General features: G+C 64.4%; 23 protein-coding genes, 1 tRNA gene and 1 pseudogene. 13 read left to right on the top strand and 12 right to left on the bottom strand.

The features are described 5' to 3' along the window. The first annotated feature begins 1 nt into the window (after position 1). Complete coding sequence (locus tag CXY71_RS12800) at positions 2-877, top strand: GntR family transcriptional regulator (protein WP_158253086.1); 876 nt, start codon at positions 2-4, stop codon at positions 875-877. A 198-nt stretch (positions 878-1,075) separates the two neighbouring features. Here CXY71_RS12800 and CXY71_RS12795 read toward each other — a convergent pair. Further along, positions 1,076-1,149: transfer RNA gene (locus tag CXY71_RS12795), tRNA-Gly, on the bottom strand. Positions 1,150-1,220: 71 nt separating this feature from the next. Here CXY71_RS12795 and dcd point away from each other — a divergent pair. Together dcd and CXY71_RS12785 are read left to right on the top strand one after the other, a co-directional pair. After that, a complete protein-coding gene (dcd, locus tag CXY71_RS12790) occupies positions 1,221-1,802 on the top strand; it encodes a dCTP deaminase (protein WP_104135985.1) in 582 nt (193 codons plus the stop codon). A gap of 68 nt (positions 1,803-1,870) precedes the next feature. Next, positions 1,871-2,392, top strand: a complete 522-nt coding sequence (locus tag CXY71_RS12785; RefSeq protein ID WP_104135984.1) for a hypothetical protein — start codon at positions 1,871-1,873, stop codon at positions 2,390-2,392. 36 nt (positions 2,393-2,428) lie between these two features. On the opposite strand, the gene CXY71_RS12780 is transcribed toward CXY71_RS12785, so the two are convergent. Both CXY71_RS12780 and CXY71_RS12775 read right to left on the bottom strand, forming a co-directional pair. After that, positions 2,429-3,229: an isocitrate lyase/phosphoenolpyruvate mutase family protein gene (locus CXY71_RS12780; protein WP_104136031.1), complete on the bottom strand. Its 801-nt coding sequence runs from the start codon at positions 3,227-3,229 to the stop codon at positions 2,429-2,431. Between the two features lie 210 nt (positions 3,230-3,439). Further along, positions 3,440-4,750 (bottom strand): annotated as a pseudogene (locus CXY71_RS12775) (MFS transporter). A 206-nt stretch (positions 4,751-4,956) separates the two neighbouring features. On the opposite strand from CXY71_RS12775, the gene dnaK reads away from it, so the two are divergent. From dnaK to CXY71_RS12750, 5 genes are all read left to right on the top strand, one after another. Further along, complete coding sequence (dnaK, locus tag CXY71_RS12770) at positions 4,957-6,831, top strand: molecular chaperone DnaK (protein WP_104135983.1); 1,875 nt, start codon at positions 4,957-4,959, stop codon at positions 6,829-6,831. Between the two features lie 9 nt (positions 6,832-6,840). After that, positions 6,841-7,452 carry a nucleotide exchange factor GrpE gene (locus CXY71_RS12765; RefSeq protein ID WP_104135982.1) on the top strand — a complete coding sequence of 204 codons (612 nt, stop codon included), beginning with the start codon at positions 6,841-6,843 and terminating at the stop codon, positions 7,450-7,452. Beyond that, a complete protein-coding gene (locus CXY71_RS12760; protein WP_104135981.1) occupies positions 7,445-8,446 on the top strand; it encodes a DnaJ C-terminal domain-containing protein in 1,002 nt (333 codons plus the stop codon). The genes CXY71_RS12765 and CXY71_RS12760 overlap by 8 nt, the downstream gene beginning before the upstream one ends. A gap of 2 nt (positions 8,447-8,448) precedes the next feature. Next, positions 8,449-8,862, top strand: coding sequence for a heat shock protein transcriptional repressor HspR (locus CXY71_RS12755; RefSeq protein WP_104135980.1), 414 nt, complete (start codon positions 8,449-8,451; stop codon positions 8,860-8,862). 130 nt (positions 8,863-8,992) lie between these two features. Beyond that, on the top strand, positions 8,993-10,129 hold the full coding sequence (locus tag CXY71_RS12750; RefSeq protein ID WP_233204621.1) for a class I SAM-dependent methyltransferase: 1,137 nt from the start codon (positions 8,993-8,995) through the stop codon (positions 10,127-10,129). Positions 10,130-10,189: 60 nt separating this feature from the next. Here the strand turns inward: CXY71_RS12750 and CXY71_RS12745 are convergent, their stop codons facing one another. The 4 genes from CXY71_RS12745 to CXY71_RS12730 all read right to left on the bottom strand — a co-directional run bounded on the left by CXY71_RS12745 (position 10,190) and on the right by CXY71_RS12730 (position 16,413). After that, the gene (locus CXY71_RS12745) at positions 10,190-10,783 is read right to left on the bottom strand and encodes a histidine phosphatase family protein (protein ID WP_104135978.1); all 594 of its coding nucleotides are present in this window, start codon (positions 10,781-10,783) and stop codon (positions 10,190-10,192) included. Further along, positions 10,780-12,102 (bottom strand): glycosyltransferase 87 family protein, encoded by a 1,323-nt coding sequence (locus tag CXY71_RS12740; protein WP_104135977.1) that lies wholly within the window; start codon positions 12,100-12,102, stop codon positions 10,780-10,782. The genes CXY71_RS12745 and CXY71_RS12740 overlap by 4 nt, the downstream gene beginning before the upstream one ends. Positions 12,103-12,262: 160 nt before the next feature. Then, complete coding sequence (locus tag CXY71_RS12735; protein ID WP_104135976.1) at positions 12,263-15,736, bottom strand: DEAD/DEAH box helicase; 3,474 nt, start codon at positions 15,734-15,736, stop codon at positions 12,263-12,265. A 170-nt stretch (positions 15,737-15,906) separates the two neighbouring features. After that, positions 15,907-16,413, bottom strand: coding sequence for an Lrp/AsnC family transcriptional regulator (locus tag CXY71_RS12730; protein ID WP_104135975.1), 507 nt, complete (start codon positions 16,411-16,413; stop codon positions 15,907-15,909). A gap of 192 nt (positions 16,414-16,605) precedes the next feature. Here CXY71_RS12730 and CXY71_RS12725 point away from each other — a divergent pair, with 192 nt between their 5' ends. Genes CXY71_RS12725 through CXY71_RS12710 form a run of 4 tightly spaced genes read left to right on the top strand, consistent with a single transcriptional unit; the run spans position 16,606 to position 19,809 of the window. After that, a complete protein-coding gene (locus tag CXY71_RS12725) occupies positions 16,606-17,709 on the top strand; it encodes a thiamine pyrophosphate-dependent enzyme (protein ID WP_104135974.1) in 1,104 nt (367 codons plus the stop codon). Continuing rightward, positions 17,702-18,721: an alpha-ketoacid dehydrogenase subunit beta gene (locus tag CXY71_RS12720; RefSeq protein WP_104135973.1), complete on the top strand. Its 1,020-nt coding sequence runs from the start codon at positions 17,702-17,704 to the stop codon at positions 18,719-18,721. Before CXY71_RS12725 ends, CXY71_RS12720 begins: the two co-directional genes overlap by 8 nt. After that, positions 18,714-19,043 (top strand): biotin/lipoyl-containing protein, encoded by a 330-nt coding sequence (locus CXY71_RS12715; protein ID WP_104135972.1) that lies wholly within the window; start codon positions 18,714-18,716, stop codon positions 19,041-19,043. Before CXY71_RS12720 ends, CXY71_RS12715 begins: the two co-directional genes overlap by 8 nt. Before the next feature lie 4 nt (positions 19,044-19,047). Next, complete coding sequence (locus CXY71_RS12710) at positions 19,048-19,809, top strand: alpha/beta fold hydrolase (RefSeq protein ID WP_104135971.1); 762 nt, start codon at positions 19,048-19,050, stop codon at positions 19,807-19,809. A 196-nt stretch (positions 19,810-20,005) separates the two neighbouring features. Here the strand turns inward: CXY71_RS12710 and CXY71_RS12705 are convergent, their stop codons facing one another. From CXY71_RS12705 to hisC, 5 genes are all read right to left on the bottom strand, one after another. Then, entirely contained in the window at positions 20,006-20,335 is a 330-nt protein-coding gene (locus CXY71_RS12705; RefSeq protein WP_233198502.1) for a type II toxin-antitoxin system PemK/MazF family toxin, read from the bottom strand. A gap of 223 nt (positions 20,336-20,558) precedes the next feature. After that, positions 20,559-21,350, bottom strand: coding sequence for an ABC transporter ATP-binding protein (locus CXY71_RS12700; protein WP_104135970.1), 792 nt, complete (start codon positions 21,348-21,350; stop codon positions 20,559-20,561). Between the two features lie 7 nt (positions 21,351-21,357). Beyond that, a complete protein-coding gene (locus CXY71_RS12695) occupies positions 21,358-22,269 on the bottom strand; it encodes an ABC transporter permease (RefSeq protein WP_104135969.1) in 912 nt (303 codons plus the stop codon). Between the two features lie 32 nt (positions 22,270-22,301). Further along, positions 22,302-23,297, bottom strand: a complete 996-nt coding sequence (locus tag CXY71_RS12690; RefSeq protein WP_104135968.1) for an ABC transporter substrate-binding protein — start codon at positions 23,295-23,297, stop codon at positions 22,302-22,304. Between the two features lie 67 nt (positions 23,298-23,364). Next, the gene (gene hisC, locus CXY71_RS12685) at positions 23,365-24,432 is read right to left on the bottom strand and encodes a histidinol-phosphate transaminase (protein ID WP_199184299.1); all 1,068 of its coding nucleotides are present in this window, start codon (positions 24,430-24,432) and stop codon (positions 23,365-23,367) included. Positions 24,433-24,702: 270 nt separating this feature from the next. Here hisC and CXY71_RS12680 point away from each other — a divergent pair, with 270 nt between their 5' ends. Then, a complete protein-coding gene (locus tag CXY71_RS12680) occupies positions 24,703-26,883 on the top strand; it encodes an ATP-dependent Clp protease ATP-binding subunit (protein ID WP_104135966.1) in 2,181 nt (726 codons plus the stop codon). Positions 26,884-26,891: the final 8 nt, after the last annotated feature.

Raw genomic sequence — 26,891 nt, 5'->3', positions numbered from 1 at the left:
GATGTGGCTAGATGAAGTGCCCGCCGGGGCGGTCAATGCCGCCAACGGCAGCCCACTGCACAGCCAGGTTGGGGCAATCATCCGCTCCCATATCGTCAATGGGCAACTGCCGCCCGGGTCGCAGTTGCCCACCGAGGCGGAGTTGCAGGAACGGTTCTCCGTTTCCCGCTCGGTCGTGCGTCAGGCACTCGCCACGCTCAGTGCTGAAGGCCTCGTTCAGCGCGGGCGCGGGCGCGGCAGCGTGGTGTCGCCGCGCGGTGAGCACCATCGACTCGTGCAGCGCATGTCGGGCCTGTCCACCCAGATCTCGGCCGAGGGCGCTGATGTCTTCACCGCCGTGCTCGCACTGGCGCCCGAGCAGAATGCTGCTGCATCAGCGGCGCTGGGTGGGGCTGAGGTCGTCGGTATCCGTCGACTGAGATCTGCCGGCACCGGCCCCCTCGCGGTCATTCACACCTGGCTGCCCCTGTCGATTGGTGCCGGCCTCACGGCCGTCGAGCTGACGGATGCCTCGCTGCACACCGTTCTGCGTTCTCGCCTGGGCGTGTCGTTCGTCTCGGGCCGCCGGCAGGTGCGCGCTGTAGCTGCCACGGAGGGCCTGGCGAAGCTGTTGCAGATCAGTGTGGGGGAGCCGCTGCTACTGCTCGAAGGTACGAGTCTTGACGAACATGGCGTGCCCATCGAGATGTTCTCCACCTGGCACCGTGCCGACCGCGTGGTTTTCGACCTCGACGTGGTCGACGCCGATGCGCCGGCTATCGCACCTGACCTAGCGCACGCCGACGGCCGTGTGACCCGCCCCCAGCTGGCAGCTCACGCCGCGGACTTAGCCCGCCAGCTCCACGAGCTATCCGTGGAACTGGACCGGAACGACTGACCCGAGATCGGTACCTGTTGTAGAAGGCGCACCAGCCTGGCTGCCGATCCGCGCGATGTGCTGAAATCGCACCATACGAGAGCGTAGCGAAGCTGTCGGGCACTGCTAAAGGTCGGTGCCCTCCACGGTGCCCTCCGTTGTGCCCGCTGAGCGAATGCTTCCCGGTTGGGCGTCGACGCCCTCACGGGACTTATGCAGTGGAGCGGATGACGGGAATCGAACCCGCGCTATCAGCTTGGGAAGCTGAAGTTCTACCATTGAACTACATCCGCGCGCCCGACCGTGAGCGAACAACAATCGGAACGGTGCCAGCATATCAACCCGGCGCGGCTAGGCTGGCACCGTGCTGCTCTCAGATCGCGATATCAAAGCTGAACTCGACGCTGGACGAATCGGTTTGGAGCCGCTCGACCCGGCCATGATCCAGCCATCGAGCATAGATGTGCGCCTGGACCGCCTGTTTCGGCTGTTTGACAACCACAAGTACGCCTACATCGATCCGGCCGAGGATCAGCCGGAACTGACCCGCCTGATCGAGACCAAGCCCAACGAGCCGTTCATTCTGCACCCGGGCGAGTTCGTGCTCGGCGCCACCTATGAGCAGGTGACCCTGCCCGACGACATTGCCGCCCGGCTCGAGGGCAAGAGCTCGCTCGGGCGTCTCGGTCTACTGACCCACTCCACAGCCGGGTTCATCGACCCGGGCTTTTCGGGCCACGTCACGCTCGAGCTCAGCAACGTCGCGACACTGCCGATCAAGCTTTGGCCCGGAATGAAGATTGGCCAGCTGTGCTTCTTTCAGCTCAGCTCTCCGGCCGAAAAGCCGTACGGCTCGAGCGAATACGGCTCCCGCTACCAGGGACAGCGCGGCCCGACGGCTTCGCGCTCGTTCCAAAACTTTCACCGCACCGCCATCAAGCGCTGAACCCCCTTCGAAAGAAGGCGGATGCCCGGGTAATCCGAACGTAACCTCGCGTCGGGTAAAATCTAGGTATGACTTCCATGCCCACCCGATTCGACGAGGCGCTCATCGCGCACGGTCCGACGCCGGAGTACCCCGGGCGCATGCACCGTTTCGGCCAGATGGTCGGGTCCTGGGCCGCCAAGGGCACCCGACTTGACGAGACCACCGGTGAGTGGCTCGAACGTGACTTTGTTTGGATGGTCGAATTCATCCTCGACGGTCGGGCCGTGCAAGATGTGGAGGTCGTCGCGAGCACGACGCACCCGTCTGGATTCGAAACCGTCGCGACCACAGTGCGCGTCTACGACCCCTTGGCCGGAGCCTGGCGCGTCAGCTACTTCGCCCCGGCACTGGGCGAATACTGCCAGCTCATAGCAACCCCATACCGCCACGGTGTGCGGCAGGAGGGCACCCGCACCGACGGCCGCCCGATCCGCTGGAACTTCACTGCTATCACTCCCGACAGCTACAAGTGGGAGGGCTGGGTCTCCGCCGACGAGGGAACGACCTGGCAACTCATCGAACACAACGAGGCCACCCGCATCCGCTGAAAAAACGGATGCCAGTAGCCTCGGCGAGTGGGCGGCCTACAGGGCGAATTTGAAGCCGAGGTCGTCGGGGTACTCACCGAGGGCGGTGAGGTTCGTGGCCGCGGTCTGCAGAGCCGTGAGGGTGAGGGCGAGCGTGCCAGGACCGAAGCTGACTCGGCTGATGCCGAGTTCGGCGAGGCGCCCCAGCGGAACGAGTCCGGGCGCACCGATCACCGAGATCTTGCCGTTGACCTGCTCGATCGCGCGCGACACCTTGTCTTCGTCGGTGAGGCCGAGGAAGAAGATGACGTCAGCGCCGGCGCCGAGGTAGGCGTTCGCGCGGGCGACGGCTTCGTCCCAGTCACCGCCGCCGGCCAGGGTGTCGACGCGGGCGTTGATCACCAGTGGAATGCCGCTCTGGTCGGCTCCGGCACGGGCCGCTGCTACGCGTGCGGCGGCGGTTTCGATGTCGAACTGCGGGGCCTTCTCACTGCCGACGGAATCCTCAATGTTGATGCCGACGATGCCGGATTCCTCGATGAGGCGACGCACGTTGCGGGTCACGCCCACGGCATCCGGGGCATAACCCTTTTCGAAGTCGGCTGAGACCGGTAGGTCGACGGCACCGGCGATGATCGTGGCGGCACGGATAGCCTCGTCGAGCGAGAGGCCCTCACCGTCTTGTAAACCTCGCACGTTCGAGATGGAGTGGCTCGCGGTGGCGAGGGCTTTGATGCCGGGGGCGTCGGCCACGATCTTGGCGGTGATGGCATCCCACACGTTGGTCACGATGAGAGGCTCGCCCGGTACGTGCAGCGAGAGCAGGAGTTCGGCCTTCTGGAGCTGGGTAAGTGTCATGCGTGCCAGTCTGACCGGCTCGCGCACCCCAAGCGAGGGGACGGCCTCATTCCAGCGGATGCTCAGGAAAAAACAGGGTGACGCTCAGCAAGACGCGCACTGGCGTTCGGTGTGCCACCTGCGGCCGGGCGCGCGAACTTGAAGTGGCACTCACCGCTACTGGGCACTACGAGGCGCGCCAGGAACAAAGATTGCGGTGCCGCAACCCGACTAGCGGATCTGCTGTTGCCGAGCTGAGACTGGAATGAGCAGGAGCAGGCCGAGAAGCAGTACGAGCATGATGCCGAGAATGCCCCAGTAGGTCTCGCCGAAGATCGTGACCGACAGTGCGAAGGCGGTCGGGGCAAGAAAGCTGACGGCCCGACCGGTTGTGGCGTAGAGTCCGAAAACCTCGCCCTCACGGCCGACGGGAATGAGACGGGCCAAAAAGGTACGGCTGGCCGATTGAGCCGGTCCGACGAACAGGCACAAAGCCAGTCCCGCCGTCCAGAACACGATCTGCCCGCCATCGTGCAGGAAAAACACTACGAGGCCGCTGATCAGAAGCCCGATCAGGGCGGTCACGATGACGGGCTTCGCGCCGAGCCGGTCGTCAAGGGCCCCGACGCTCATCGTGGCTACGCCGGCGACGATATTGGCGGCGATGGCAAAGATGATGACCTCGCCGGGTGAGAATCCGAAAACGGATGCCGCGAGCACGCCTCCGAAGGTGAAGACGCCGGCCAGACCGTCGCGGAACACCGCGCTCGCGATGAGAAAGTAGACCGTCTGGCGGCTGGTCTTCCAGAGGCGGGCAATATCGTGGGCGAGCACCACGTAACTTTGAAAAAAGCTGACCTTTTCGCGGCGGGCGGCCTTGGGCGCCCGATACTCCGGCACCCGCAGGAGTACGGGCAGCGCGAACAGGCCAAACCAGGCGGCTGCGAGCAGCATGGAGACGCGCACGGCGAGGCCGTTGTCGCCGGTCACCCCGAACAGGCCGACATCGGGCTGGATAAAGCCGAAGTACACGATGAGCAGCAGCACGATACCGCCGAGATAGCCCATGCCCCAGCCGAATCCGCTGACCTTGCCGATGGTGCGCGGCGTCGACACCTGCGCGAGCATAGCGTTGTAGTTGACGGATGCGAATTCGAAGAAGACGTTGCCGGCCGCGACCAGGAACAGTCCGAGCAGCAGGTAGCTCGGGCTTGCCTGCACGAAGAACATGGTCGCGGTCAGCGCGACGACGATGAAGGTGTTCACGCCGAGCCAGAATTTGCGACGGCCGGAGGTGTCGGAGCGTTGCCCGGTGATCGGGGCCAGTGCGGCAATGACGAGGCCGGCGATGGCCAGGGCCCAGCCAAGTTAGGCGCTGATCACGTCGTCATCGCCGAAAGACGAGCCGGTGATGTACACCGTGAAGACGAAGGTGGTGACGACCGCGTTGAACGCGGCCGAGCCCCAGTCCCAGAACGCCCAGGCGACCACCCGACCACGCGTCGGAGTGGTTTCCGCGTCTACGGCGACAGTCTGGGTCATGTGCACAATCTACTGCGTGCCGGTAAACATCGGGATTTGGCGAGCCACGGCATCCGTTTGAATGAAACTTGAGTCACTCACACTCAACTTTCAGCCACAGAAATTGACAGGGACGAAACAGCTCTGGAATACTTGAGTCATCGAGGCTCAAGTCTTGAGATCACTTTGTAGTTCGTTTCACACATGATTGAAGGAGAACAACCCACATGGCTCGTGCAGTAGGTATTGACCTCGGAACCACCAACTCTGTGGTGGCCGTGCTCGAAGGTGGAGAACCCACCGTCATCGCCAACGCTGAAGGCTTGCGCACCACCCCCTCGGTGGTCGCGTTCACCAAAGACGGCGAGGTTCTCGTCGGAGAAACCGCCAAGCGCCAGAACGTCACCAACGTCGACCGCACCATCTCCAGCGTCAAGCGCCACATGGGCACCGGCTGGAACGTCGCCATTGACGACAAGAAGTACACCCCGCAGGAGATCTCGGCTCGTATTCTCGCCAAGCTCAAGCGTGACGCTGAACAGTACCTGGGCGAGAAGGTCACCGACGCCGTCGTGACCGTGCCCGCGTACTTCAACGACGCCGAGCGTCAGGCCACGAAGGAGGCCGGCGAGATCGCCGGACTCAACGTGCTACGCATCATCAACGAGCCGACCGCTGCCGCGCTGGCCTACGGACTCGACAAGGGCAAGGAAGACGAGCTCATCCTGGTCTTCGACCTCGGAGGCGGAACCTTCGACGTGTCGCTGCTCGAGGTAGGCAAAGACGACGACTTCTCCACCATTCAGGTACGTTCGACCTCCGGCGACAACCGCCTTGGCGGCGACGACTGGGACCAGCGCATCGTTGATCACCTGATCAAGCGCTTCAAGGAGACCACTGGCGTTGACGTGTCTAAGGATAAGATCGCCAAGCAGCGCCTCAAGGAAGCCGCTGAGCAGGCCAAGAAGGAACTCTCCTCGAGCATGTCAACGAGCATCCAGCTGCCCTACCTCTCGCTGACTGAAAATGGCCCGGCCAACCTCGACGAGACGCTCACCCGCGCCCAGTTCGAGAAGATGACCGAAGACCTGCTCGACCGCACCAAGAAGCCCTTCCAGGACGTCATTCGTGAGGCCGGCGTCAAGGTCGGCGACATCGCCCACGTCGTTCTCGTCGGTGGTTCGACCCGTATGCCCGCCGTTTACGAGCTCGTCAAGAGCGAGACCGGCGGCAAGGACCCGAACAAGGGTGTCAACCCGGACGAGGTCGTCGCCGTCGGCGCCGCGCTGCAGGCCGGCGTTCTGAAGGGTGAGCGCAAGGACGTTCTGCTCATCGACGTCACCCCGTTGAGCCTCGGCATCGAGACCAAGGGCGGCATCATGACGCGTCTGATCGAACGCAACACGGCCATCCCGACCAAGCGCAGCGAAACCTTCACCACGGCCGACGACAACCAGCCGTCCGTTGCTATCCAGGTCTTCCAGGGCGAGCGCGAGTTCACCCGCGACAACAAGAATCTCGGAACCTTCGAGCTCACCGGCATCGCGCCGGCGCCGCGCGGTATCCCGCAGGTTGAGGTCACCTTCGACATCGACGCCAACGGCATCGTGCACGTGTCCGCTAAGGACAAGGGCACCGGAACCGAGCAGTCGATGACCATCACGGGCGGTTCCTCGCTCGCGAAGGAAGACATCGAGCGCATGGTGCGCGAGGGTGAAGAGCACGCTGCAGAAGACAAGCGTCTGCGCGAGGTTGCCGAGACCCGCAACACGGCCGAGCAGCTCGCCTACTCGATCGAGAAGCTGATCAAGGACAACGTCGACAAACTGCCCGAAGACGTCAAGAATGAGGTGCAGGCTGATGTCGACGCCCTCAAGTCCGCTCTGGCCGGCGACGATGACGACGCGGTGAAGACCGCGTTCGACAAGCTCAACGAAAGCCAGGGCAAGCTCGGCGAAGCAATCTACAAGTCCAGCCAAGCGGATGCCGCAGCCGGTGCTGACGAGACCAGCACCGACGAGGTCCCCGCTGAAGAGAACAAGGACGAAGACGTTGTCGACGCCGAGGTTGTCGACGACGACGAAGACGAGAAGAAGAAGTAGGCCGCAACCATGGCTGACAAAAAACATCCAGACAACGACGCGTCCGCTGCGGGGGTGCCCGATGACGGCACTGCCGCAGCGGGCGCGGCCGCTGCTGATGCAGCATCCGCTTCTGAAGCTGACGGTACGGCCGATGGGATCGAAGAAGACGAACTGACCGTTCAGGACATTTTGGACGCGGCGGAACGTGAAGAGGCTGAGCCGACGAGCGAACACCTCGCCGACCTCAAGCGCGTGACGGCCGAGTACGCCAACTACCGTCGGCGCACCGAAGCCAACCGTGCGATCGAGAAAGAGCGCGTGACCGGGGATATCGTCAAGGTACTCATTCCGGTACTGGACGACATCTACCGTGCTGAGAAGCACGGCGATCTCGTGCCCGACTCCGCCTTCGCCACGATCGCGGCCAAACTGCGCGCGAGCGTTGAACGCCTCGGCCTGACCTCCTTTGGTACAGTCGGCGACCCCTTTGACCCGACCATGCACGAGGCGATCTTCCAGCAGCCGAGTGCGGCCGTCGACACCGAAACCGTCGGCGACGTTGCGGAGACGGGGTACTACCTCGGCTCCACGCTACTGCGCGCGGCCAAGGTCGTCGTTCAGGTACCGAGCGATGGCTAGCCAGGACTGGTTCGACAAAGACTTCTACAAGGTTCTCGGGGTATCGAAAGATGTCACGCCGGCCGAGTTGAAGAAGGCGTACCGCAAACTCGCGCGAAAGTACCACCCAGACTCCAACCCGGGGAACCCCACCGCTGAGGCGAAGTTCAAGGAACTCAGCGAGGCGCACTCGGTACTGAGCGATGCCGCGCAGCGCAAGGAATACGACGCCGTGCGGGCCATGGGCAGTGGGGCGCGCTTCGCCGCGCCCGGCGGCCGAACTCAGAGCGGCGGCTTCGAGGATGCCTTCGGAGGCATGTTCGGCGGCGGAAGCCGCCAGCAAAGTTACACCTTCGAACAGGGCGGCTTCGACGATATCCTCGGGGGTATGTTCGGCAGAGGTAGCGGCGGTGGTGGCGGCTTTGGCAATCCCACCGGCGGCTATCGCGGGTCGGGCGCGCCTACCCGCGGCCGCGACGTGATCGCGTCGACGACCATCGACTTCATCACGGCCACCCAAGGCGACCAGATCAGTCTGCAAACCCAAGATGGCCGGCCGATCAAGGTCAAGGTCCCAGCCGGCGTTGCGGACGGGCAGAAGATCCGCCTGCGCGGCAAGGGCCAGCCCAGCCCCGACGGCGGAGAAACCGGCGATATCGTACTGACGATCACCGTGCGCAAGCACCCGGTGTTCGAACGTGACGGTCTCAACCTGCGGGTGACGGTTCCGGTCACCTTTGTGGAGGCGAGCCTCGGCGCGACGATCGAGGTGCCCACCCTCGGTGGTCCCCCGGTCAAACTGCGCGTGACCCCTGGCACTCCCGGAGGACGCGTGCTTCGCGTCAAGGGTCGCGGTGTCACCACGGCGAAGGGCACTGGCGACCTGCTCGCCATCGTGCAGGTTGCCGTGCCGTCACACCTCTCGAAGGACGCGGAAGAAAAACTCGAAGCCTTCGCCGAGGCGCTGCCCAAGGAAAACCCGCGCGATGAACTACTCAAGCGGGCGAAGGGCTAGCCATGGAAGAGACCACCCGGGTTTTCGTGATTTCCATGGCAGCAGAGCTTGCGGGAATGCACCCGCAAACCCTGCGCCAATACGATCGCCTGGGCCTGGTCAGCCCGGAACGCACCCGGGGAAAGAGCCGTCGCTACTCCATGCTCGACGTGGCAAAGCTCCGTGAAATTGCGTTCTTAGGCTCAGAAGGCGTGAGTCTGGAAGGCATTCGTCGTATCCTCGAACTCGAGGATCACGTGCGCGGGCTTGAAAATCGCCTGCGCGAGTTGGAATCGACGCTCGCCGACGAATTGCTGAACCGTCCGGGCCGCCGCGTTTTTGCGGCTGGCTCGGCCGGCGACGTTATTTCGATGAAGGCGGGCACTCGCACCAGACGCAGCAACCAGATTGTCATCTGGCGGCAGCCCAGACCATAGCTAGCTCCACGTTTCGCTTTCACAGCACGAACTGGTTGCACCAGCACCACTTTCAGGGGGAACCATGTCCGAATCGGGCACGCACGACCAGTCCGCGCCGCGGAACATCAGAATGAATGCGAAAGACAGCATGAACGAATTCGAGTTTGAATTCGACTTCGATCGGCTGCGTCGTCGCCCCGACATCGAGGCTGAGAACTTGTTCGCCGTCGACGCGAGCGATCGGCTCATTCTCGATGAGGCCGCCGGTGCAATCGCCGCCTACCGCAGCGGCGGAGTCGTCGTGCTCGAGGACCGCTACGGCGCCCTCACCCTCGGCGCAGCCGCGCTGCACGACGCCCGCGGCATTCGCGTTTATCAAGATGCACTCTCGGGCGAGTACGCGCTTGACAGCAACGCCTCCGGCGTCAATCTGACGGATGCCTACCGCTCCCTTCCACTTGGCGAAGAGCTGCTGAGCGACGCCCACGTCGTGCTGCTGCAGCTGCCCAAAAGCCTCGACGCCCTCGATGAGATCGCCGGCGCCATCGCCAAATACGCCGCTCCCGACGTCATCGTCTTCGCCGGCGGCCGCATCAAGCACATGACCGTGAGCATGAACGAGGTGCTGCGCCGCCACTTCGGTGCCCTCAACGTGCGCCCGGCACGCCAGAAGTCCCGCGTGCTCATCGCCTCTTCGCCACTTGCCACCTCGACGACCGACTGGCCGCACAGCGAAAAGTACGAGGACTTCGACCTCGTGGTGCGCGGCCACGGCGGAGTGTTCGCCGGAACCAGCATCGACATCGGCACCCGGGCACTGCTCGAGGTACTCGACCGCATGAAGCCCGACGCCGAGCGTGCGATCGATCTCGGCTGCGGCACCGGCGTGCTCGCTGCGGCTCTCGCGGCGCAGCGACCCCGGCTGCGAGTACTCGCGACGGACCAGTCGGCCGTTGCTGTCGCATCCGCTCGCGCCACCGTCGACGCCAACACGCTCGCCGAGCGGGTCACCGTCGTGCGGGCCGACGGCCTGTCTGGACAAGCGGATGACTCCGCCGACCTAATCCTGCTCAACCCGCCCTTTCACATTGGAGCGTCCGTGCACGCGGGCCTGGCCGAGAAGCTGTTCATCGACGCGGCACGGGTGCTCGCGCCCGGCGGTGAACTGTGGACGGTCTGGAATACCCACCTCGGCTACCGCCCGATACTCACCCGCATCGTCGGCTCGACCCGCCAGGTCGGCCGCAACACCAAGTTCACGGTGACGGTGTCAACTGGTCGCTAGCCTTTTCGGGGCGGGTGGCTACCGTCCCGTGCTGATCACGGCGACTGCTGACCCAGAGGATCAGGCGTGCACGAGCGGCTCGCCGTTCAGAATGTCGAGCTGCCAGGCCGTCGCTCCGTTTGAGTGCGAGTGGTGGTGCTGCACGAGGTTGAGCGACGCATTGCTGATACTGCCGACGGGCTGGTCGAGCGCGTTTTCGAGGCTTAAGCGAATGAGTGTGCCGTGCGCGACCACGATAATGCGCGCTCCGGGGTGCTCGCGAGCGAGGTCGCGCAGGGCGTCGATGCCTCGTGCAGCGACGGCCTGCTCGGTCTCGGCACCGTGGAATCCGCCGAGAAAACGCAGGGCATCGAGTTCGGCGCCGGCGCTCAAACCCTCGGCCGGCCCATAGTTGCGCTCGATCAGTGCAGGGAGGCGACGGACGACGTCGAGGCCGAGTTGCTGACCGATCAGGTCAGCGGTTTCTGCTGCGCGGGAGAGCGGTGACGAGACGATGAAATCCCAGTCGTAGCGTTTCAATGCAGCGACGGCATCCGTGGCCTGACTGCGCCCCACGTCGTTGAGGGGGATATCGGTGGCGCCCTGGATGCGCGCAGCGGCGTTCCAATCGGTCTGGCCGTGGCGGATGAGGGCGAAGGTCGTCGTCGTGGTCACCCGTCTATTCTGCCTTGGCCGACTGGGAGTGCGCGCCGCGCGCCAGCTGCGGCCTTGCGTCCCGCTGCGGCCAGGGCCAATCGCGCCAAAACCAAGACCGACCAGCCCAACAGCACCACGAGCAGCCCGTTGCGGGCGGTGAGCAGCAGCAGCGAGAACAGGTTACCGTCGATCAAAGGCAGGTAGAAGATCGGAAAGATCAACGTCGTCAGGCCCGCAATGGCCAGCATCAGCACGGCGGGCGCCCGCCAGATTGCCCAGCTGCGGCCAACGCCGACCGCGACGATCGGCACCAGCCAGAGCATGTATTGTGGCGACCCGACCTTGTTGAAGACGATGAATGCGCTGACCAGGGACAGGGAACCGAGCAACAGCAGTTCGACGGCATCCGCTTGTCGGCGTTGAGCAATAACCATCAGCACGGAGATGGCTGCGATGGCGCCGAACATGACCGGTGTCATCAGGGAGGCGACCAGATCGGTTCCGGGGCCGCTCACCTCGCGTGTCGCGATGGAAAAATTTTCGTAGATGACCGTGTCGTGCTGGCCGAGCGTGGCGAGCCACACCCACGGGGTCGTGACCGGAGCCTCGAGCTGCAGCGCACGGTCAGTCTGTTCGGTGACGAATCCGGTGAGAAACTGCCCAGCATCGAGCAGCCAAACAGATGCCGCCACCACCGCCGACAACGCCGCTCCGGTCAACACCACCGTGAGTTTTCGCGACGATACCGTGACGACGGCGAGGAAAACTGCGGCGGGCCAGACCTTGATCCAGGTGGCGAGGGCCAGCAGGAGTGCGGCGATGATCGGTCGACGCGCCAGCAGCACGAGTCCGACGATGACGAGCGGGGCGGTAATTCCTTCCAGGCGCAGCAGCCCGACCGGGCTCAGCAGAAACGAGCAGAGCAACCAGTACCAGGCCGGTTTGAAGCCGCTGCGGCGGCGTCCCCAGTCGGTCAGGGCTCCGACGGCAACGGCATTGAGCGCTGTCGTCATCAGAAACCAGAGCAGTTGGTAGAGCAGCGGCCCGGCGAGGTTGGCGACTGCGATCGGCAGCATGGCGCCGATCGGGTACACCCACGCCACATCGAGGCCCTGCCAGAAACCGTTGTCCAGGCCGAGTTCGGCCCATCTTCGGTAGAGCGGGAGATCGCCGAGTACCCGGCCGGTGAGGATGGTGGGGAGCAGGGCGACGAGAAAGACCGCGTGCAGGCCCAGAAACCCCAAGGCCAGGGTGCGTGGTCGTTGCAGGGTGAGACGGCGGTTCGGAGTGATCACCCTGGCCAGCCGGGCGTCGACGCGATCGAAGATTGTGGACATGAAACCATTTCTACAGCGCAGGGTGGGGTAGTCGTGGGCAGTCTAGGGGTGGCGAGTGAACTTCTGGTTACGGGTGGTTATTCCCTGGGCCGGGCCCGAAACCAGGTCCACGACAGATCATGGGCCCCGTTTTCGGACCCGGGCTTGAAAAGTCGTGCGGTTAGGCGAGGAGCTCGCGAATGTCGGCGGCGGTCAGGGCGGTGCCGGCCGGGGCACCATCGGTCATGACACTCTCGAACAGGCGGGCCTTGGTGGCTTTGAGGGCCATGACCTTCTCCTCGATGGTGTCCTTCGACACCAATCGGTAGACCATGACGTTCTTGGTCTGGCCGATGCGGTGTACGCGGTCGACGGCCTGCGCCTCGGTTGCCGGGTTCCACCAGGGGTCGAGCAAAATGACGTAGTCGGCTTCGGTTAGGTTGAGGCCGAATCCGCCGGCCTTGAGACTGATCAGAAAGACCGAGCTCGAGCCCTCCTTGAAGTCGCTGATGGCCTTCGCCCGGTTGCGGGTCTTGCCGTCGAGGTAGGAATAGCTGATGCCGGCCGCGTCAAGTCGATCGCGTGCCTTGCCGAGGTACTGGGTGAACTGGCTGAAAATGAGGGTGCGATGGCCCTCGGCGACGGTGTCTTCGAGCAACTCGAGCAGGGCATCGAGCTTGGTCGAGGGAACGCTGTCGTATTTCTTGTCGTACAGGCTCGCGTCGAGGCTGAGCTGGCGCAACATGGTGAGCGAGCGAAAGATCTCGAACCGGTTCGCATTCATGTCCTCGATCAGGCCGAGCACCTTCTGGCGTTCCCGGGCCAGGTGCATGTCGTAGACCTTGCGGTGCCGTGGGTGCAGGTCGAGTTCGAGCACCTGCTCCTGCTTCTCTGGCAGGTCGCTGGCAACCTGGGCTTTGGTGCGTCGCAGCATAAACGGACGGATGCGGCGGCGCAGCTGCGCGAGACGCTCGCCGTCGGCATCCGTTTCAATGGGCTTGCGGTAGTAGTCGGCGAAGCGGCTGGGGCTCGGGAACAGGCCCGGCGCGGTAATGGAAAGGAGCGACCACAGCTCCATTAGGTTGTTCTCCATCGGCGTGCCGGTGATGGCGAGCTTGAACGGAGTGCGCAGCCGGCGCGCGCAGACGTGTGCCTTGCTCTGGTGGTTCTTCACAAACTGTGCTTCGTCGAGCAGCAGCCCGGCCCAGTCCTGGGCGTTGTACTCTTCGAAGTCGAGTCGAAAGAGCGTGTAGGAGGTGACCACGACATCCGCTTCGCCCAGCACGTCCTGCAGGCTGGAGCCTCGCTTTCCGGCGGTCTGAGTGATGGCGACCGTCGCCAGGTCGGGAGCGAACCGGGCGCACTCGGTGGCCCAGTTGGAGACGACGCTCGTGGGCGCGACGACGAGGAACGGTTTGCGCACAGTACCGGGCTGCGCGCGTTCACTGTCGCGGGCGTGGGCGATGAGGGCGATCGCCTGCAGAGTCTTGCCGAGCCCCATGTCGTCGGCGAGTACGCCGCCGAGCTGGTGGTCGTAGAGAAAGCTGAGCCAGTCGAAACCGGTCTGCTGATAGGCGCGCAGGGTGGCGTGCACGGCTGGCGGGAGCGGGCGTTCGGCGATCGGTGCAGCCTCCGACAGGCCCTCGACGGCGCTTCGCCAGGTAGCGGCCTGTTCGGCGACCACGCCGAGCAGCTGCAGCTCGTCCCACAGGTCAGCCTGAAAGCGGCTGAGGCCGAGGGTGCCGGCGTTGTTCTCCTGTAGACCGCGAGCTTCTTCGATCAGGCGTCGCAGCTGCTGCAGTTCCGGCCGGTCGAGGCTGAAATAGGTTCCGCTGTCGAGGATCATCAGGTCCTGATCGGTAGCCAGCGCCCGAAACAGGTCGTCGAAGGGAATGTCTTCGCCCTCGATCGATACGGTGACGGCGAGGTCGAACCAGTCGCGGGTATCGGTGCTTTCGGTGGTGGCGAGGCTGATTACTGGCGCTTCGTCGGCCTCGCGATAGCTGGGCGCGTCGGCCGACACCTGCACGATGACACCTTCCTCCGTGAGCCGGGGTACGCCTTCACCGAGGAAGGTGATCATGACGGCGCCCTGCAGCCCGGAATGCTCGAGCAGGCGGGCCGTGCTGATCGGCGTGGCTGGCTGCCAGAGCTGCTCGAACGAGCTGATTGCGCGTTCGACGTTTCGCAGCGTGTTGCTCTCGCAAGTCGCGTCGCGAAAGTGGGTGTCGCCGGGGGTCGGGCGCAGCGGGTGGCGGTAGAGCACGGGTGCTGGCTCTATTTTACCGGCGTCCTGATCACCTTCGGCAGCGGATGCCGCGCCGATGACCGAGGCGGCTGCGGCCTGATCGGTGGGCGCGACATACTGCCACTCCCAGGCCAGGGTGATGCGGGCATCCGTTTGGTGGGTGATGGTGAGAGCCAACTGCGGCCGGGCCGTCTTGGGCAGATCGAACGAAGCGTCGTGGCTGGTCAGCGTGAGTTTTTGCTGAAGAAAAGGGTAGAAGTCGGCGAGAAATGCTGCCTCGTCGTCGGCCGGAATGTCGAAGCCGCCGGTCACGGCCAGGGCGCGGATCTCAGAGTTCACCGGGGCCTTGAGCGGGGCGAGGACGAGCTGATTGCCGGTCGCGAGCGGGTCGGCGGGGGCGGTCCAGGTGTAGGCGCCGTGTGCCGGATCGCCCAGAAATCCAAATTCGACGCCGCGGTGCAGCTTCTCGTTCAGCACGAGCAGCGGGGTCAGCTGCAGGCCGTCATCGTCCCGCCGAATATCGACCTCGAGCGTGGCGGGCGTGGGGGAGAGGAGAACGAGATTCTGGGCATCCGTGGCGCAGACCAGCGGCAGACCGCTCAGCTGGGCTTCATGCAGCAGATCCCAGAGGGCCTTGTTCTCGAAGTTGTCGAGGTAGAGCCAGTGGTCGGTGTAGCTGTAATAACGCTGCCCGGTGGCTGAGAGGGCGTAGAGGGCGTTCAGAATTTTGCGGTGGCCGCGGTTGTAGGTGCCCGGGGTCCAGGACAGGTTGTCCCAGGTGAGGGAGCCGCGAATCCACTTGCCCTTCTTGCCCATGACCATGGGGCGTGCGCCAAGGCGGCGCGGTCCCTGGCGGCGGTTTGGGCTGTACGCGGGGTCGAGCAGGTCGAATTGCAGCGCGAGGGCCGTGCTCGTGGCTGTCTCGGCGCTGGTCGGCTTCGCGAGCGGCGCCAGGGCTGCGCGCCAGGCCGGAACAGGTGGGCGAATGGGCACGACGGGCGCGGGGGTGAGCGGCTGATGCGCGGCCGGCACGAAGGTCGACTCGAAGACGGGGGTGCGGCGGTCACCGATGGCACGCACGTTGGACGCCGCGCGCTCGGCGTTCAGCTCGGCGGGGGTGCTGCGGCTCGCCAGCAGTAGGGCGGCGACGTGCTTGCAATTGCTGCCCATCGGGCAGGTGCAGGTTCCACTGGCCCGAACGGCCTGGCCGGCCGCATTGAGGGTGAATGAGATTAGAACGGTGTACGGCTGGGGGCTGGTGCCGCTCACGCGTCCGGTGAGGTGTGTTCCCGACGAAGCCCAGGACTGTTCGGTGACGTGTCCGTTGCGGGCGTACCGTTCACCACGCGAGAACGATTGGCTGCCGACGATGCGGGCAATCTCGTGAGTGCTGAGGGAATGGGCCATAGGTGGGAGAGCTCCGTAAGAACAAGGGACCAACCTTTATTGTCTCACGCAAGCCTGAGCGGCCAGGCTCACGTCACTTCGCCCTCGCGGCACTCAGTGGAGTTGGCGGCACTCCTAAAACCAGGGACGCCCCGAACTCTAACGAGTGCCGCGACAGTCGGGGCGGCCAATTAGCCCGCAGCGCCGGTCGACACGGCGGTTGTGTAGGCTCCGGCGGCGGTGGCCTGCAGCAGGGCGAGGGCTTGCGCCTCGATGTGGGTCTGCAGCACGATCACGCTCGAGGAGCGCACCACCGTTTGGGTGGCGACGATGAGGTCGAGCACTCGCTGCACGTCGGCGTTCGACCGGGCGACCACCCGGGCGAGCATGTCGCTGTCACCGGAGACCGTGTGCAACTCCAGAATCTCGGGAATTCTGGCGAGAGCGGCAACGACAACCGCATGGCCCGAGTCTTGGCGCACGGTGAGTGAGCAGTAGGCGGTGACTGGGTAGCCGAACTCGCTCGGGTTCAGGGTCGGTGCCCAGGACTTGATCACCCGGCGGCTCATCAGCCGGTCGAGTCGGGCCTGCACCGTAGCCCTGGCCACCTTGAGCCGCCGCGAGGCCTCGAGCACCGAGAGCTTCGGCCGCTCGCAGAACAGTGTGACGAGTCGGGCATCCAGCGAGTCGACATCCATGAGCGGGACCTTTCGGTGATCCGGTCGGGCATCGGTGCCGCACCGGGTGAATATACCAACTGTATAGTGTTACGTAGAAAATACACACAATTATTCACAGATTGTGCACTCTAAATGGTCACTGTGGCAGACGCTCGGCAAAGTCACTAGCTTTATTGTAGCCCACCCAGTCAACGATCAGAAGGAGCCAGCATGGCGACTCGCGCCCTCGACACCCTTCCGCTTCGAGAAACGGATGCCGGTGACCTCACCCCGGATCAGCTGCGCGATCTGTATCGGATCCTGGCGAACGTGCGCCGGCTCGACACCTCTGCCGTGGCCTGGCAGCGCCAGGGTCTCATTCCCGGCTACGCACCGATGCTCGGCCAGGAGGCAGCCCAGGTCGGTGCCGGCTTCGGCGTCGATAAGACCCGGGACTTCGTCTTTCCGACCTACCGCGAGATGGGGGTCGCGTACACCCTGGGCGTGAACATGGTCGGGTACATGTCCACCCACAAAGCCATCTGGCATGGCGGGCTCTATGACCCGGTGGCCACCCACTTCGCCCCGTTTCAAGCGGTCGTCGGCGGATCCGTGCTGCACGCGGTCGGCTGGGCGCACGGCCAGACGCTGAACGGCCAGACGCTGAACGGGACGGCTGCGGCGACTGGCGGCACGGCATCCGCTTCGAAAACCGGTCTCGGCGTGGGCCTGGCCTTTCTCGGCGACGGCGCGAGCTCGCAGGGTGACGTGCACGAGGCCATGAACTTCGCCGCCATTCTCAAGGCGCCGGTCGTGTTCTTTGTACAGAACAACGGCTGGGCCATCTCGGTGCCGACCGAACAGCAGGTGGCTGGTGGCTCGGTGGCTGCACGCGCTGCCGGCTACAGCATGCCGGCCGTGCAGGTTGACGGCAACGACGTACTCGCTGTGCTCGACGCGACCCAGCGCGCTGTCGCCCACGCACGCGCTGGTCTCGGCCCGGTCGTGGTCGAAGCGATGACCTACCGGCGCGGTCCGCACTCCACGAGCGACGATCCCGGTCGCTACCGCACCCTCGAGGACGAGAAAATCGGCGGCGGCGAAGACCCACTGAGCCGCTTTCGCACGATTCTACTGGCCGAAAAAGTTGCCGACGCCGCGTTCTTCGCCGAGGCCGACGCGCAAGCCCAGACGCGGGCCGACGAGATTCGCGACGGTGTCGTGGCCCTCACCAGTCGCCCAGGCAGCGAAATGTTCGACTTCGTTTTTCAAGAATCAACCCCGACACTCGGCGCCCAGGCGCGCCAGTGGAGAGAGGAATCCGAGCATGTCTGACGTCCTTGAACGCATACAGGAGACCCCGCTCCTGCAGCTATCCATGCAGCAGGCCATCAACCGGGCACTCGGTGAGATTCTCGAAGCCGACGACCGCGCCCTCATCTTCGGCGAAGACGTTGGCGTGCTCGGCGGAGTCTTTCGGGTCACCGACGGGCTGCAGCAGCGCTTCGGCGCGAACCGGGTGTTTGATACCCCCCTCGCAGAATCGGGCATTCTCGGCACCGCGATTGGTCTGGCCATGGCGGGCTTTCACCCGATTCCCGAGGTGCAGTTCGATGGGTTCGCCTACCCGGCCGTGAACCAGATCATCACCCAGCTGGCCCGCATGAACTATCGCAGCCGCGGTACCCTGCCCATGCCGGTGACGCTGCGCGTGCCGAGCTTCGGCGGTATTCGTGCTCCCGAACATCACGGTGAAAGCCTCGAATCGCTGTTCGCCCACGTGCCAGGGCTCAAGGTCGTCTCGCCCGCCAACCCGCAGCAGGCCTATCACCTGCTCAAGCACGCCGCCTCGATGCCCGACCCGGTCATCTTCATGGAGCCCAAGGCTCGCTACTGGAACAAGGCCGGGGTCGACCTGACTGAGAACAGCGCCTCCCTCGAGGGGGCGGTGATCGCCCGCCCGGGTACGCACGCCACCCTCATCGCCTGGGGCGGCATGGTGTCCCGCTGCTTGCAGGTCGCGGAGCTGGCCGCGGAAGATGGCATCGAACTCGAGGTGCTCGATTTGCGCTGGCTGAAGCCGATTGACGAAGCGCAGCTGGCGGCATCCGTTTCACGTACCCGTCGCGCTATCGTCGTGCACGAAGGCCCGCGCACCATTGGCCTCGGTGCCGAGGTCGCCGCGCTCGTGTCGCAGAGCTGCTTCGATACCCTGCGGGCGCCGGTTGAACGGGTGACCGGTTTCGATGTACCGTACCCGTCCGGCGATCTCGAGGACGAGTACATCCCGAACATTGATCGAATTCTTTTCGGAGTTCAGCGAGTATTGGAGTACCGCCGTGGCTGAAATCTCATTCCCCCTGCCCGATCTCGGTGAGGGCCTGCTCGAAGCGACCGTGCTCGAATGGCTGGTCAAGGTCGGTGACCAGGTCGAACGCAACCAACCGTTCGTCGAGGTCGAAACGACGAAGTCGTCGGTGGAATTGCCCTCGCCGATCGCCGGCATTGTGCTCACGCTGCACGGTGAGCCGGGCGACGTCGTACTCGTCGACACTCCGCTGATCACCTTTGCCGTCGCCGACGATTCCGCCGGCATCGTGGGTACCGTTCCGCAGGAGGCCGCGCCGAAACGCCGCGTGCGCCTCTCCGCCGTTCTCGACGAGGACTAGAAAAATGCTTACCAGCTGGCGCTGGCATGAACCCGCGCTCGACGCCGGCCTTGCCCCGGTGCTGCTCGTGCACGGCTTCGCGTCGTCGACCGCTCTCAACTGGGAGGCGACCGGCTGGGTGCGCGACCTTCGAAACGCCGGTCGGCGCGTCATCACCGTCGATCTGCTCGGCCACGGCGCGAGTCATGCCCCGCTCGAAACGGATGCCTACGCCCCCAGCCGCCTGCGCGCCCACCTGCTCGAGGTACTCACCCTGGCCGGCGTCCGGCCCCGCGAGGTCGACCAGCCCGCCTCCGGCGTCGACCTGGTCGGCTACTCGCTCGGCTCACGCCTGGTCTGGGAACTCGCCGCCGAGCGGCCCGACCTGATCAACCGCGCGGTGCTCGGCGGCATGAGTGCCGTGGACCCGCTCGCCGACTTCGACCTTGAGGCGGCCGCTCGGTTTCTCGCCGACTCCTCGGTGATCGACCACGAGTCGACCGCCTCATTGATGTCCATGATGCAGCTCGCTCCCGGCGCGAACACCCCCGCGTTGCTGCGGCTGGTCGCTGCGATCAAAGCGGAACGGTTCGAGCCGGGCGCATCCGTTCCAGTGCGGCCTCTTCTCTTCGTGACCGGCGATCGTGATGTGCTCGCGACCGGAACCACTGTGCTGGCGGCCCTCGCCGCCGATACCGAAACGCTGTGGCTGCCCGCCCGAACTCACCTGAACGCCGTGAGCTCACGGGCCTTCAAGCAGGCTGCGATCGAGTTTCTCGGTCGGTGATTCCGGTGCGGAATACGCCCGCTCAGTCGTTCTGCCGATAGGTCGAGCGAGCGAAGCCGTGATACGACGCCGGGTGGTTCATATCGAAGCCTGGTCAGGTCCTCGGAGCTATCGATGGAGTTCTTGCAGCATCCGCCCGCCGGGCACTTCCCGCCGTCTCCATGAATGGTGCGCCGGTCTAGAAACCGAGGGCGAGTCAGATGCCGGCTCCAATCTCGACGAGCAGGTGCGCAGGGATATGCCCGGCGGGATACGGTTCGAGGAACTCCCGGCTGCCTGGGCTGACCTGAGAGACGACTGCGACGGAGTCTCTCTCGAGCCCAGAGGCCTCGGCGGGTATGAGGACATTCCCAGGGAACGCTTTCAGGCCTAAGTGCGACGTCAACGGGACGACCTGTACGGTGGCGACGTTTGTCGCCAATAACCAGTCCTCTTGCACGACGACCGCAGGGCGAACTTTGGCGGGTTCGGAGCCGCGCGGCGAGCCGAAGTCGACCCAGACGATGTCCCCGTGCGCGGTCACCATTCGGTACTTTCGCGGATCAGCCGCTCGGATTCGTGCAGGAATGCAAGGTATACATCCCAGGTTGTTTTATGAGCCGAGATGTATACGTCCTCGGGTGCGAATGCGCGTGATTCGGCTCAGGCGGCACACGCCGACGAGCCAGCCGCGATCGAGTCTACGGCCCGTCACAGGGACAGAAACGCCGACCCGGTACTCGCATCCCCGCGTTTCTTGCCGCCGCCGACTACCCGAGCAGCGCCCGGTCGTCGAGGGACGCGCCCTTGATCTTCGCGAACTCGGCGAGCAGGTCGGGCACCGTCATGGTGGCCTTGCGCTCGGCGTCGACGTCGAGAATGATCTGGCCCTCGTGCATCATGATGAGTCGGTTGCCGAGGCGCAGCGCCTGTTCCATATTGTGCGTGACCATGAGCGTGGTCAGATGGTGCTTCTCGACGATGCTCTCGGTGAGCGTCGTGACAAGCTCAGCCCGCTGCGGGTCGAGGGCGGCGGTGTGCTCATCGAGCAGCAGGATGCGTGGCTGGGTGAAGCTCGCCATGAGCAGTGACAGGGCCTGCCGCTGGCCGCCCGAAAGCAGTCCCACCCGGGCCTTGAGCCGGTTTTCGAGGCCGAGCTCAAGCGAGAGCAACTCCTCGCGAAAGAACGCCCGACGCTTGTGGGTGACGCCCCAGGCGAGCCCGCGATGCTGACCGCGGCGCAGCGCGAGCGCAAGGTTTTGTTCGATGCTCAGGTCGGGCGCGGTGCCGGCCATGGGATCTTGGAACACTCGGCCGACATACGCGGCGCGTGCGTAGTCGGGCATCCGCTTGACAGAACTGCCATCGATCGACAGGTCGCCGGAATCAACCGGCAGCTTGCCGCTGATCATGTTGAGCAGGGTGGATTTGCCGGCGCCGTTGCTGCCAATGACGGTGACGAAATCACCGGTTTTCAGCTGCAATGATACGTCGTTGAGGGCGACGCGTTCGTTGATTGTGCCGGGAAAGAAGGTCTTGGTGATGTTCTGAATGAGCAGCATGAGACTCCTAAGTGGATTTGCTGTAGTTGGCACTGCCGGCGGCGGAACGCATCTGGCGCAGCGAGGGGATGTGTTTCAGGAAGCCCCAGCGCGGCAGCAGCAGCGCTGCGACGACGAGCAGCGCCGAGATGAGCTTCATGTCGTTCGGGTTGAGGCCGGCGCCGAGGGCAAAGAAGATCACCAAGCGATAGATCACGGCGCCGCCGATGACGGCGAGCGAGGCGAGAAAAATGGTGCGACGCCCGAAAACGGCCTGGCCGACGATGACGGAGGCGAGTCCGACCAGAATGAGGCCGATGCCCATGCTGACGTCGGCGAAGCCCTGGTACTGCGCGATGAGCGCGCCGCAGAGCGCGACAAGCCCGTTGGAGATCGCGAGGGTGAGAATCGTCGTGCGGTGCGTGTTGACGCCGAGGCTGCGGATCATCTGTTCGTTGTTGCCGGTTGCCTGAATCGACAGACCGAGGTCGGTGCTGAGGAACCAGTCGATGGCGAACTTGATGAGGAGGGCCGCAACGGCGAAGATCAGGATGCTCCAGGCTCCGCCGAACAGACCGGCGTCACGCAGCGGCGTCATCATGGTGTCTTCGCGCAACAAGGGCAGATTGGATTTGCCCATGATGCGCAGGTTGATCGACCACAGCGCGATCATGGTCAGGATGCCGGCGAGGAGGCCGTCGATGCGCCCCTTGGTATAGAGCACACCGGTGACCAGGCCGGCCACCGCTCCCGACGCCGCCCCGGCGAGGGTGGCGAGGGGAGCGGGCACACCATTGATGATGAGCGACGCGGCTACCGCAGCCCCGGTCGTGAAACTTCCGTCGACGGTGAGGTCGGGAAAGTTGAGGATTCGAAACGTCAGGTAGACACCCAACGCCATGATTCCGTAGAGCAGGCCGAGTTCGAGAGCCGCATTCATCTGGTTATTCCTTCGGGTATGAGAAGCGGTTGTTATTCGATGATTCGGTCGGCCTTGGCGATGAGTTCTTCGGTGAGGGTCACTCCCATGCGCTCGGCAGCGGACGGGTTGAGGATGAACTCGATCGTGTCGAGGGTTTCAACGGGCATGTCGCCCGGGTTCTCCCCGTCTTCGAGGATGCGGATGGCCATCTGGCCGGTCTGGTAGCCGAGGTCGGTGTAGCTGATGCCGTAGGTCGCGATGGCGCCACGCTCGACCTGCCCGTTTTCGGCACCGAACAGCGGAATCTGGTTCGACTCGGAGTACTGGATGACGGCTTCGAGGCCCTCGGTGACACGGTTGTCGGTGGGAATATAGATGGCGTCGACATCGCCGAGCGATACGGTGGCCTGGGCGACCTCGCTTGAGTTGGTGACGGTCGCTTCCTTGATGGTCAGGCCCAGGTCCTTAGCCGCCTCCTTGGCGAGCTCAACCTGAACGTCGGAGTTGACCTCGCCCGAGCTATAGATGATGCCGACCGTCTGGGCGTCTGGCAGAATCTCCTGGATCAGTTCGAGCTGTTCCTTGACCGGGTTCAGGTCACTAGTGCCGCTGATGTTGCTGCCCGGCTTCTCCCAGCTCTCGACCAGTCCGGCTTCTTTGGGCTCGGTCACGGCGGTGAACAGCACGGGAATGTCGATGATCGTCTGCGCGGCGGCCTGCGCGGTGGGCGTGGCGATCGCCAGCACGAGGTCGACCTTGTCGGCGGCAAACTTAGCAGCGATGGTGCTCGCGGTGGCCTGCTCGCCCTGCGCGTTCTGCTCGTCGAACTCAATGTCGGTGCCCTCGACGTAGCCGGCGTCCACGAAGGCCTGCTTGAAGCCCTCGCGGGCGTCGTCGAGCGCCTGGTGCTGCACGATCTGGCTGATGCCGATCGTGATCATGTCGTCTGAAGCGGATGCTTTCGGCTCGCTCGCCGCGCATCCGCTGAGTGCGAGGGCGCCCGCGGCGACCAGGGCGAGGCCGGATAAAGATCTGGTGTGTTTCATGCTGGAAATTCTCCTTTGAATTTATGCTGATACGGCACGCAGGAATCTGCGGCCGGACGGTCAGGGGTTAGACGGTTGCGGGCTCGAGGGCGGCTGCCGTGGCGACCAGGAATCGGTCGTTTTGCTCGGCCGTGCCGATCGTCACGCGCAGTCCCTCGCCGGGGAAAGCCCGGGCCAGGATGCCTTCGGTGATGAACACGGCGTTCACCCGGTCGGTGTCGTCGCCGGTGCGCAGCCAGACGAAATTTCCCTGCGAATCGGTGACGCGCCATCCGCTCGCGCGCAATGCGATCAATACCCGGGTGCGTTCGGCGACAATCTGGTCGATGCGCACGGTCAGTTCGGCCTCCGCATCGAGGGAAGCGAGGGCGGCGCGCTGGGCGAGCGCGGTCACGCCGAACGGCAGGGCCACTCGGCGCAGGTTCGCGGCAACAGCGGTCGGTGCAATCGCGTAGCCGATGCGCAGGCCGGCCAGACCGTAGGCCTTGGAGAAGGTGTGCAGCACGGCCACGTTGGGGTAGCGGTGAAAAAAATCAATGCCAACAGCAGAGGAGGCGTCCCGGTTGAAGTGCACGTAGGCTTCGTCGACGACGACCAGCACGTTCTCGGGCACCCGCGCCAGGAACGTGTGCAACTCGTCGATGGTGACGAAGGCGCCGGTCGGGTTGTTCGGATTGCAGACCAGAATGAGCCGGGTCTGAGTGGTGATCGCGTCGGCCATGGCGTTTAGGTCGTGGCGTTCGTCGCTCGTGAGGGCGACCGGAACGGGCGTCGCTCCGGCGACCTGCACCAGGATCGGGTAGGCCTCGAAGGATCGCCAGGCGAAGATGACCTCGTCGCCGGCTCCGGCGCTCGCGTGGATGATCTGGGACAGTACCTCAACCGAGCCGGCACCGAAGGCCACGTTCGAGGCATCAACGTCGAATCTGGCGGCGATGCGGTCGGTGACCTCGGTCACAGCCATGCTCGGGTACAGGTGGATCTCCCCAAGAGCGGATGCGAGGACCCCAGTCACCGAGGCGAGCGGCGGGAACGGGTTCTCGTTCGACGACAGTTTGAATGCTCCCGAATCGCCCGCTGCGGCGCCCTGCTTGTAGGCGGGCAGCCTGCTGATGGCTTCGCGCTGCTGCACCATAATCTTTCAACCTCACTCGTAACCAAGTGCCAGACATGCTCGGCGAGTAAAGCGTCGGCAATGACGGGTCTGGTTCAAAGCGTAGTGATGTAGCAGAAGTTTGACAATTCGACTAATCAGGACGTCACAAACTGCACTATCTGACTGGTGCTCAGCGAACTTTGCCGAACAAGTTGTTCAGTTTTGGAATCTTCGGTGGCCTATTTCGGCTGGTGGCCTCGGGGGGACTAAACTTGAGCCAGTCAGGCTCAACTTTAGAGGAGATAGCGCATGCAAGCCGGTCAGCAACCCCCACAGCAAGACGCCAAGTCGGCCCTCGAACTGTATGGCATGAACCTCACCGATATCGCCCGCAGCGGAAAGCTCGACCCGGTGATTGGACGTGACGCCGAAATTCGCCGGATCAGCCAGGTGCTCACCCGGCGCACCAAGAACAACCCCGTACTGATCGGCCAACCCGGCGTGGGCAAGACCGCCGTGGTCGAGGGACTGGCCCAACGCATCGTCGCCGGCGACGTCGCCGACTCACTCAAGGACAAGCAACTCGTCTCGCTCGACCTGGCCGCCCTCGTGGCGGGCGCCAAGTATCGCGGCGAGTTTGAGGAGCGGCTCAAGGCCGTGCTCAAGGAGATCAATGACGCTGACGGCCAGATCATCACCTTCGTCGATGAACTGCACACCCTTATGGGCGCGGGCGGCGGGGAGGGCTCCGTGGCGGCGTCGAATATGCTCAAGCCCATGCTCGCCCGCGGCGAACTGCGCCTGATCGGCGCCACGACCCTCAACGAATACCGCGAATTCATTGAAAAGGATGCCGCCCTCGAGCGCCGCTTCCAGCCGGTACTCGTCGACGAACCCTCGGTGGAAGACACCGTCGCCATTCTGCGCGGGCTCAAGGAACGCTACGAAGCCCACCACAAAGTGACGATCGCCGATTCGGCCCTCGTGGCCGCGGCATCCCTCTCGAATCGGTATATCACCGCCCGTCAGCTGCCCGATAAGGCCATTGACCTCATCGATGAGGCCGCCAGCCGGTTGCGGATGGAGATCGACTCCTCGCCGGTGGAGATCGACGAGCTACGGCGTAGCGTCGACCGGCTCAAGTTGGAAGAACTCGCACTGAAGAAAGAGAAGGACGACGCCTCCAAAGCGCGTTTGGTGAAACTGCGCAGCGATCTGACGGAGCGCGAGGCAAACCTGAAGGAGCTCCAGGCGCGCTGGGATGCCGAGCGGGCCTCGCTCAACCGGGTCGGCGAGTTGCGCGAGCGCCTTGACGCCGCGCGCATTGAGTCGGATCGAGCTCAGCGTGAGGGCAATCTGGAGAAGGCGTCCCGGCTGCTCTACGGCGATATTCCGGTGATGGAACGGGCGCTCGCCGATGCCGAGAAGGAAGAGTCTGTCGGACCGCGCATGGTCAACGATCAGGTCACGAGCGAGGACATCGCCGCAGTGGTCGCCGCCTGGACCGGCATTCCGGTCGGCCGCCTGCTGCAGGGCGAAACCGACAAGCTGTTGAACCTCGAACATGAGCTCGGCCACCGTCTGATCGGGCAGAAGCGGGCGGTGCGCTCGGTCGCCGACGCCGTGCGGCGCTCCCGCGCCGGAATCTCCGACCCCGATCGGCCGACCGGTTCGTTCCTCTTTCTAGGCCCGACCGGCGTCGGCAAGACCGAGCTCGCCAAGGCGCTCGCCGAGTTTCTGTTCGACGACGAAAAAGCCATGGTGCGCATCGACATGAGCGAGTACGGCGAGAAGTTCTCGGTGTCGCGCCTGGTCGGAGCGCCTCCCGGCTACGTCGGTTACGAGCAGGGCGGGCAGCTCACCGAAGCTGTGCGGCGTCGCCCCTACTCGGTGATTCTGTTCGACGAGGTCGAGAAGGCGCACCCCGAGGTGTTCGACGTGCTGCTGCAGGTGCTCGATGACGGCCGGCTTACCGACGGCCAGGGCCGCACCGTGGACTTTCGCAACACCATCCTCGTGCTCACTTCCAACCTCGGCTCGCAGTTTCTGGTCGACCAGAGTCTCTCGGTGCAACAGAAGGAGGACGCCGTGCAGTCGCTCGTGCGGCAGTCCTTTAAACCTGAGTTCGTCAACCGGCTCGACGACATCGTGGTGTTCTCCTCGCTCACCACCGATGAGCTTGGCGAAATCGTTGAACTCGACGTCGACCGCTTGCAGAAGCGTCTCGCCGAGCGCCGGCTTGAGCTCGCCGTGACACCGGATGCCCGCCGCTGGCTGGCCGAACGCGGTTACGATCCAATCTACGGTGCGCGTCCGTTGCGGCGCCTGATGCAACGGGAGATCGACGACCGCCTGGCCAGGGCGCTGCTCGCCGGCGAGATTCGCGACGGCGATACGGTGCTCGTGGCGCTCGCCGAAGGCGGCGATTCGCTCACCGTCGCATCCGCTCCCGCCCTGTTGGACGTTCCCCTCGAGGAGGACCTGCTCTAGCCCGTTAC

The organism is Cryobacterium sp. Y62, assembly GCF_002929785.1.
Lineage (GTDB): Bacteria > Actinomycetota > Actinomycetes > Actinomycetales > Microbacteriaceae > Cryobacterium.
Note: the sequence above shows the minus strand (reverse complement) of the source record. Positions and strands in the feature narration are given on the sequence as shown.

Excerpts from the sequence above, each read along its gene's own strand:
- CXY71_RS12800 (WP_158253086.1), top strand. The coding sequence starts at position 2 with ATGTGGCTAGATGAAGTGCCCGCCGGGGCGGTCAATGCCGCCAACGGC.
- CXY71_RS12785 (WP_104135984.1), top strand. The coding sequence starts at position 1,871 with ATGACTTCCATGCCCACCCGATTCGACGAGGCGCTCATCGCGCACGGT.
- CXY71_RS12780 (WP_104136031.1), bottom strand. The coding sequence starts at position 3,229 with ATGACACTTACCCAGCTCCAGAAGGCCGAACTCCTGCTCTCGCTGCAC.
- dnaK (WP_104135983.1), top strand. The coding sequence starts at position 4,957 with ATGGCTCGTGCAGTAGGTATTGACCTCGGAACCACCAACTCTGTGGTG.
- CXY71_RS12765 (WP_104135982.1), top strand. The coding sequence starts at position 6,841 with ATGGCTGACAAAAAACATCCAGACAACGACGCGTCCGCTGCGGGGGTG.
- CXY71_RS12760 (WP_104135981.1), top strand. The coding sequence starts at position 7,445 with ATGGCTAGCCAGGACTGGTTCGACAAAGACTTCTACAAGGTTCTCGGG.
- CXY71_RS12755 (WP_104135980.1), top strand. The coding sequence starts at position 8,449 with ATGGAAGAGACCACCCGGGTTTTCGTGATTTCCATGGCAGCAGAGCTT.
- CXY71_RS12750 (WP_233204621.1), top strand. The coding sequence starts at position 8,993 with ATGAACGAATTCGAGTTTGAATTCGACTTCGATCGGCTGCGTCGTCGC.
- CXY71_RS12740 (WP_104135977.1), bottom strand. The coding sequence starts at position 12,102 with ATGTCCACAATCTTCGATCGCGTCGACGCCCGGCTGGCCAGGGTGATC.
- CXY71_RS12735 (WP_104135976.1), bottom strand. The coding sequence starts at position 15,736 with ATGGCCCATTCCCTCAGCACTCACGAGATTGCCCGCATCGTCGGCAGC.
- CXY71_RS12730 (WP_104135975.1), bottom strand. The coding sequence starts at position 16,413 with ATGGATGTCGACTCGCTGGATGCCCGACTCGTCACACTGTTCTGCGAG.
- CXY71_RS12725 (WP_104135974.1), top strand. The coding sequence starts at position 16,606 with ATGGCGACTCGCGCCCTCGACACCCTTCCGCTTCGAGAAACGGATGCC.
- CXY71_RS12720 (WP_104135973.1), top strand. The coding sequence starts at position 17,702 with ATGTCTGACGTCCTTGAACGCATACAGGAGACCCCGCTCCTGCAGCTA.
- CXY71_RS12710 (WP_104135971.1), top strand. The coding sequence starts at position 19,048 with ATGCTTACCAGCTGGCGCTGGCATGAACCCGCGCTCGACGCCGGCCTT.
- CXY71_RS12705 (WP_233198502.1), bottom strand. The coding sequence starts at position 20,335 with ATGGTGACCGCGCACGGGGACATCGTCTGGGTCGACTTCGGCTCGCCG.
- CXY71_RS12700 (WP_104135970.1), bottom strand. The coding sequence starts at position 21,350 with ATGCTGCTCATTCAGAACATCACCAAGACCTTCTTTCCCGGCACAATC.
- CXY71_RS12695 (WP_104135969.1), bottom strand. The coding sequence starts at position 22,269 with ATGAATGCGGCTCTCGAACTCGGCCTGCTCTACGGAATCATGGCGTTG.
- CXY71_RS12690 (WP_104135968.1), bottom strand. The coding sequence starts at position 23,297 with ATGAAACACACCAGATCTTTATCCGGCCTCGCCCTGGTCGCCGCGGGC.
- hisC (WP_199184299.1), bottom strand. The coding sequence starts at position 24,432 with ATGGTGCAGCAGCGCGAAGCCATCAGCAGGCTGCCCGCCTACAAGCAG.
- CXY71_RS12680 (WP_104135966.1), top strand. The coding sequence starts at position 24,703 with ATGCAAGCCGGTCAGCAACCCCCACAGCAAGACGCCAAGTCGGCCCTC.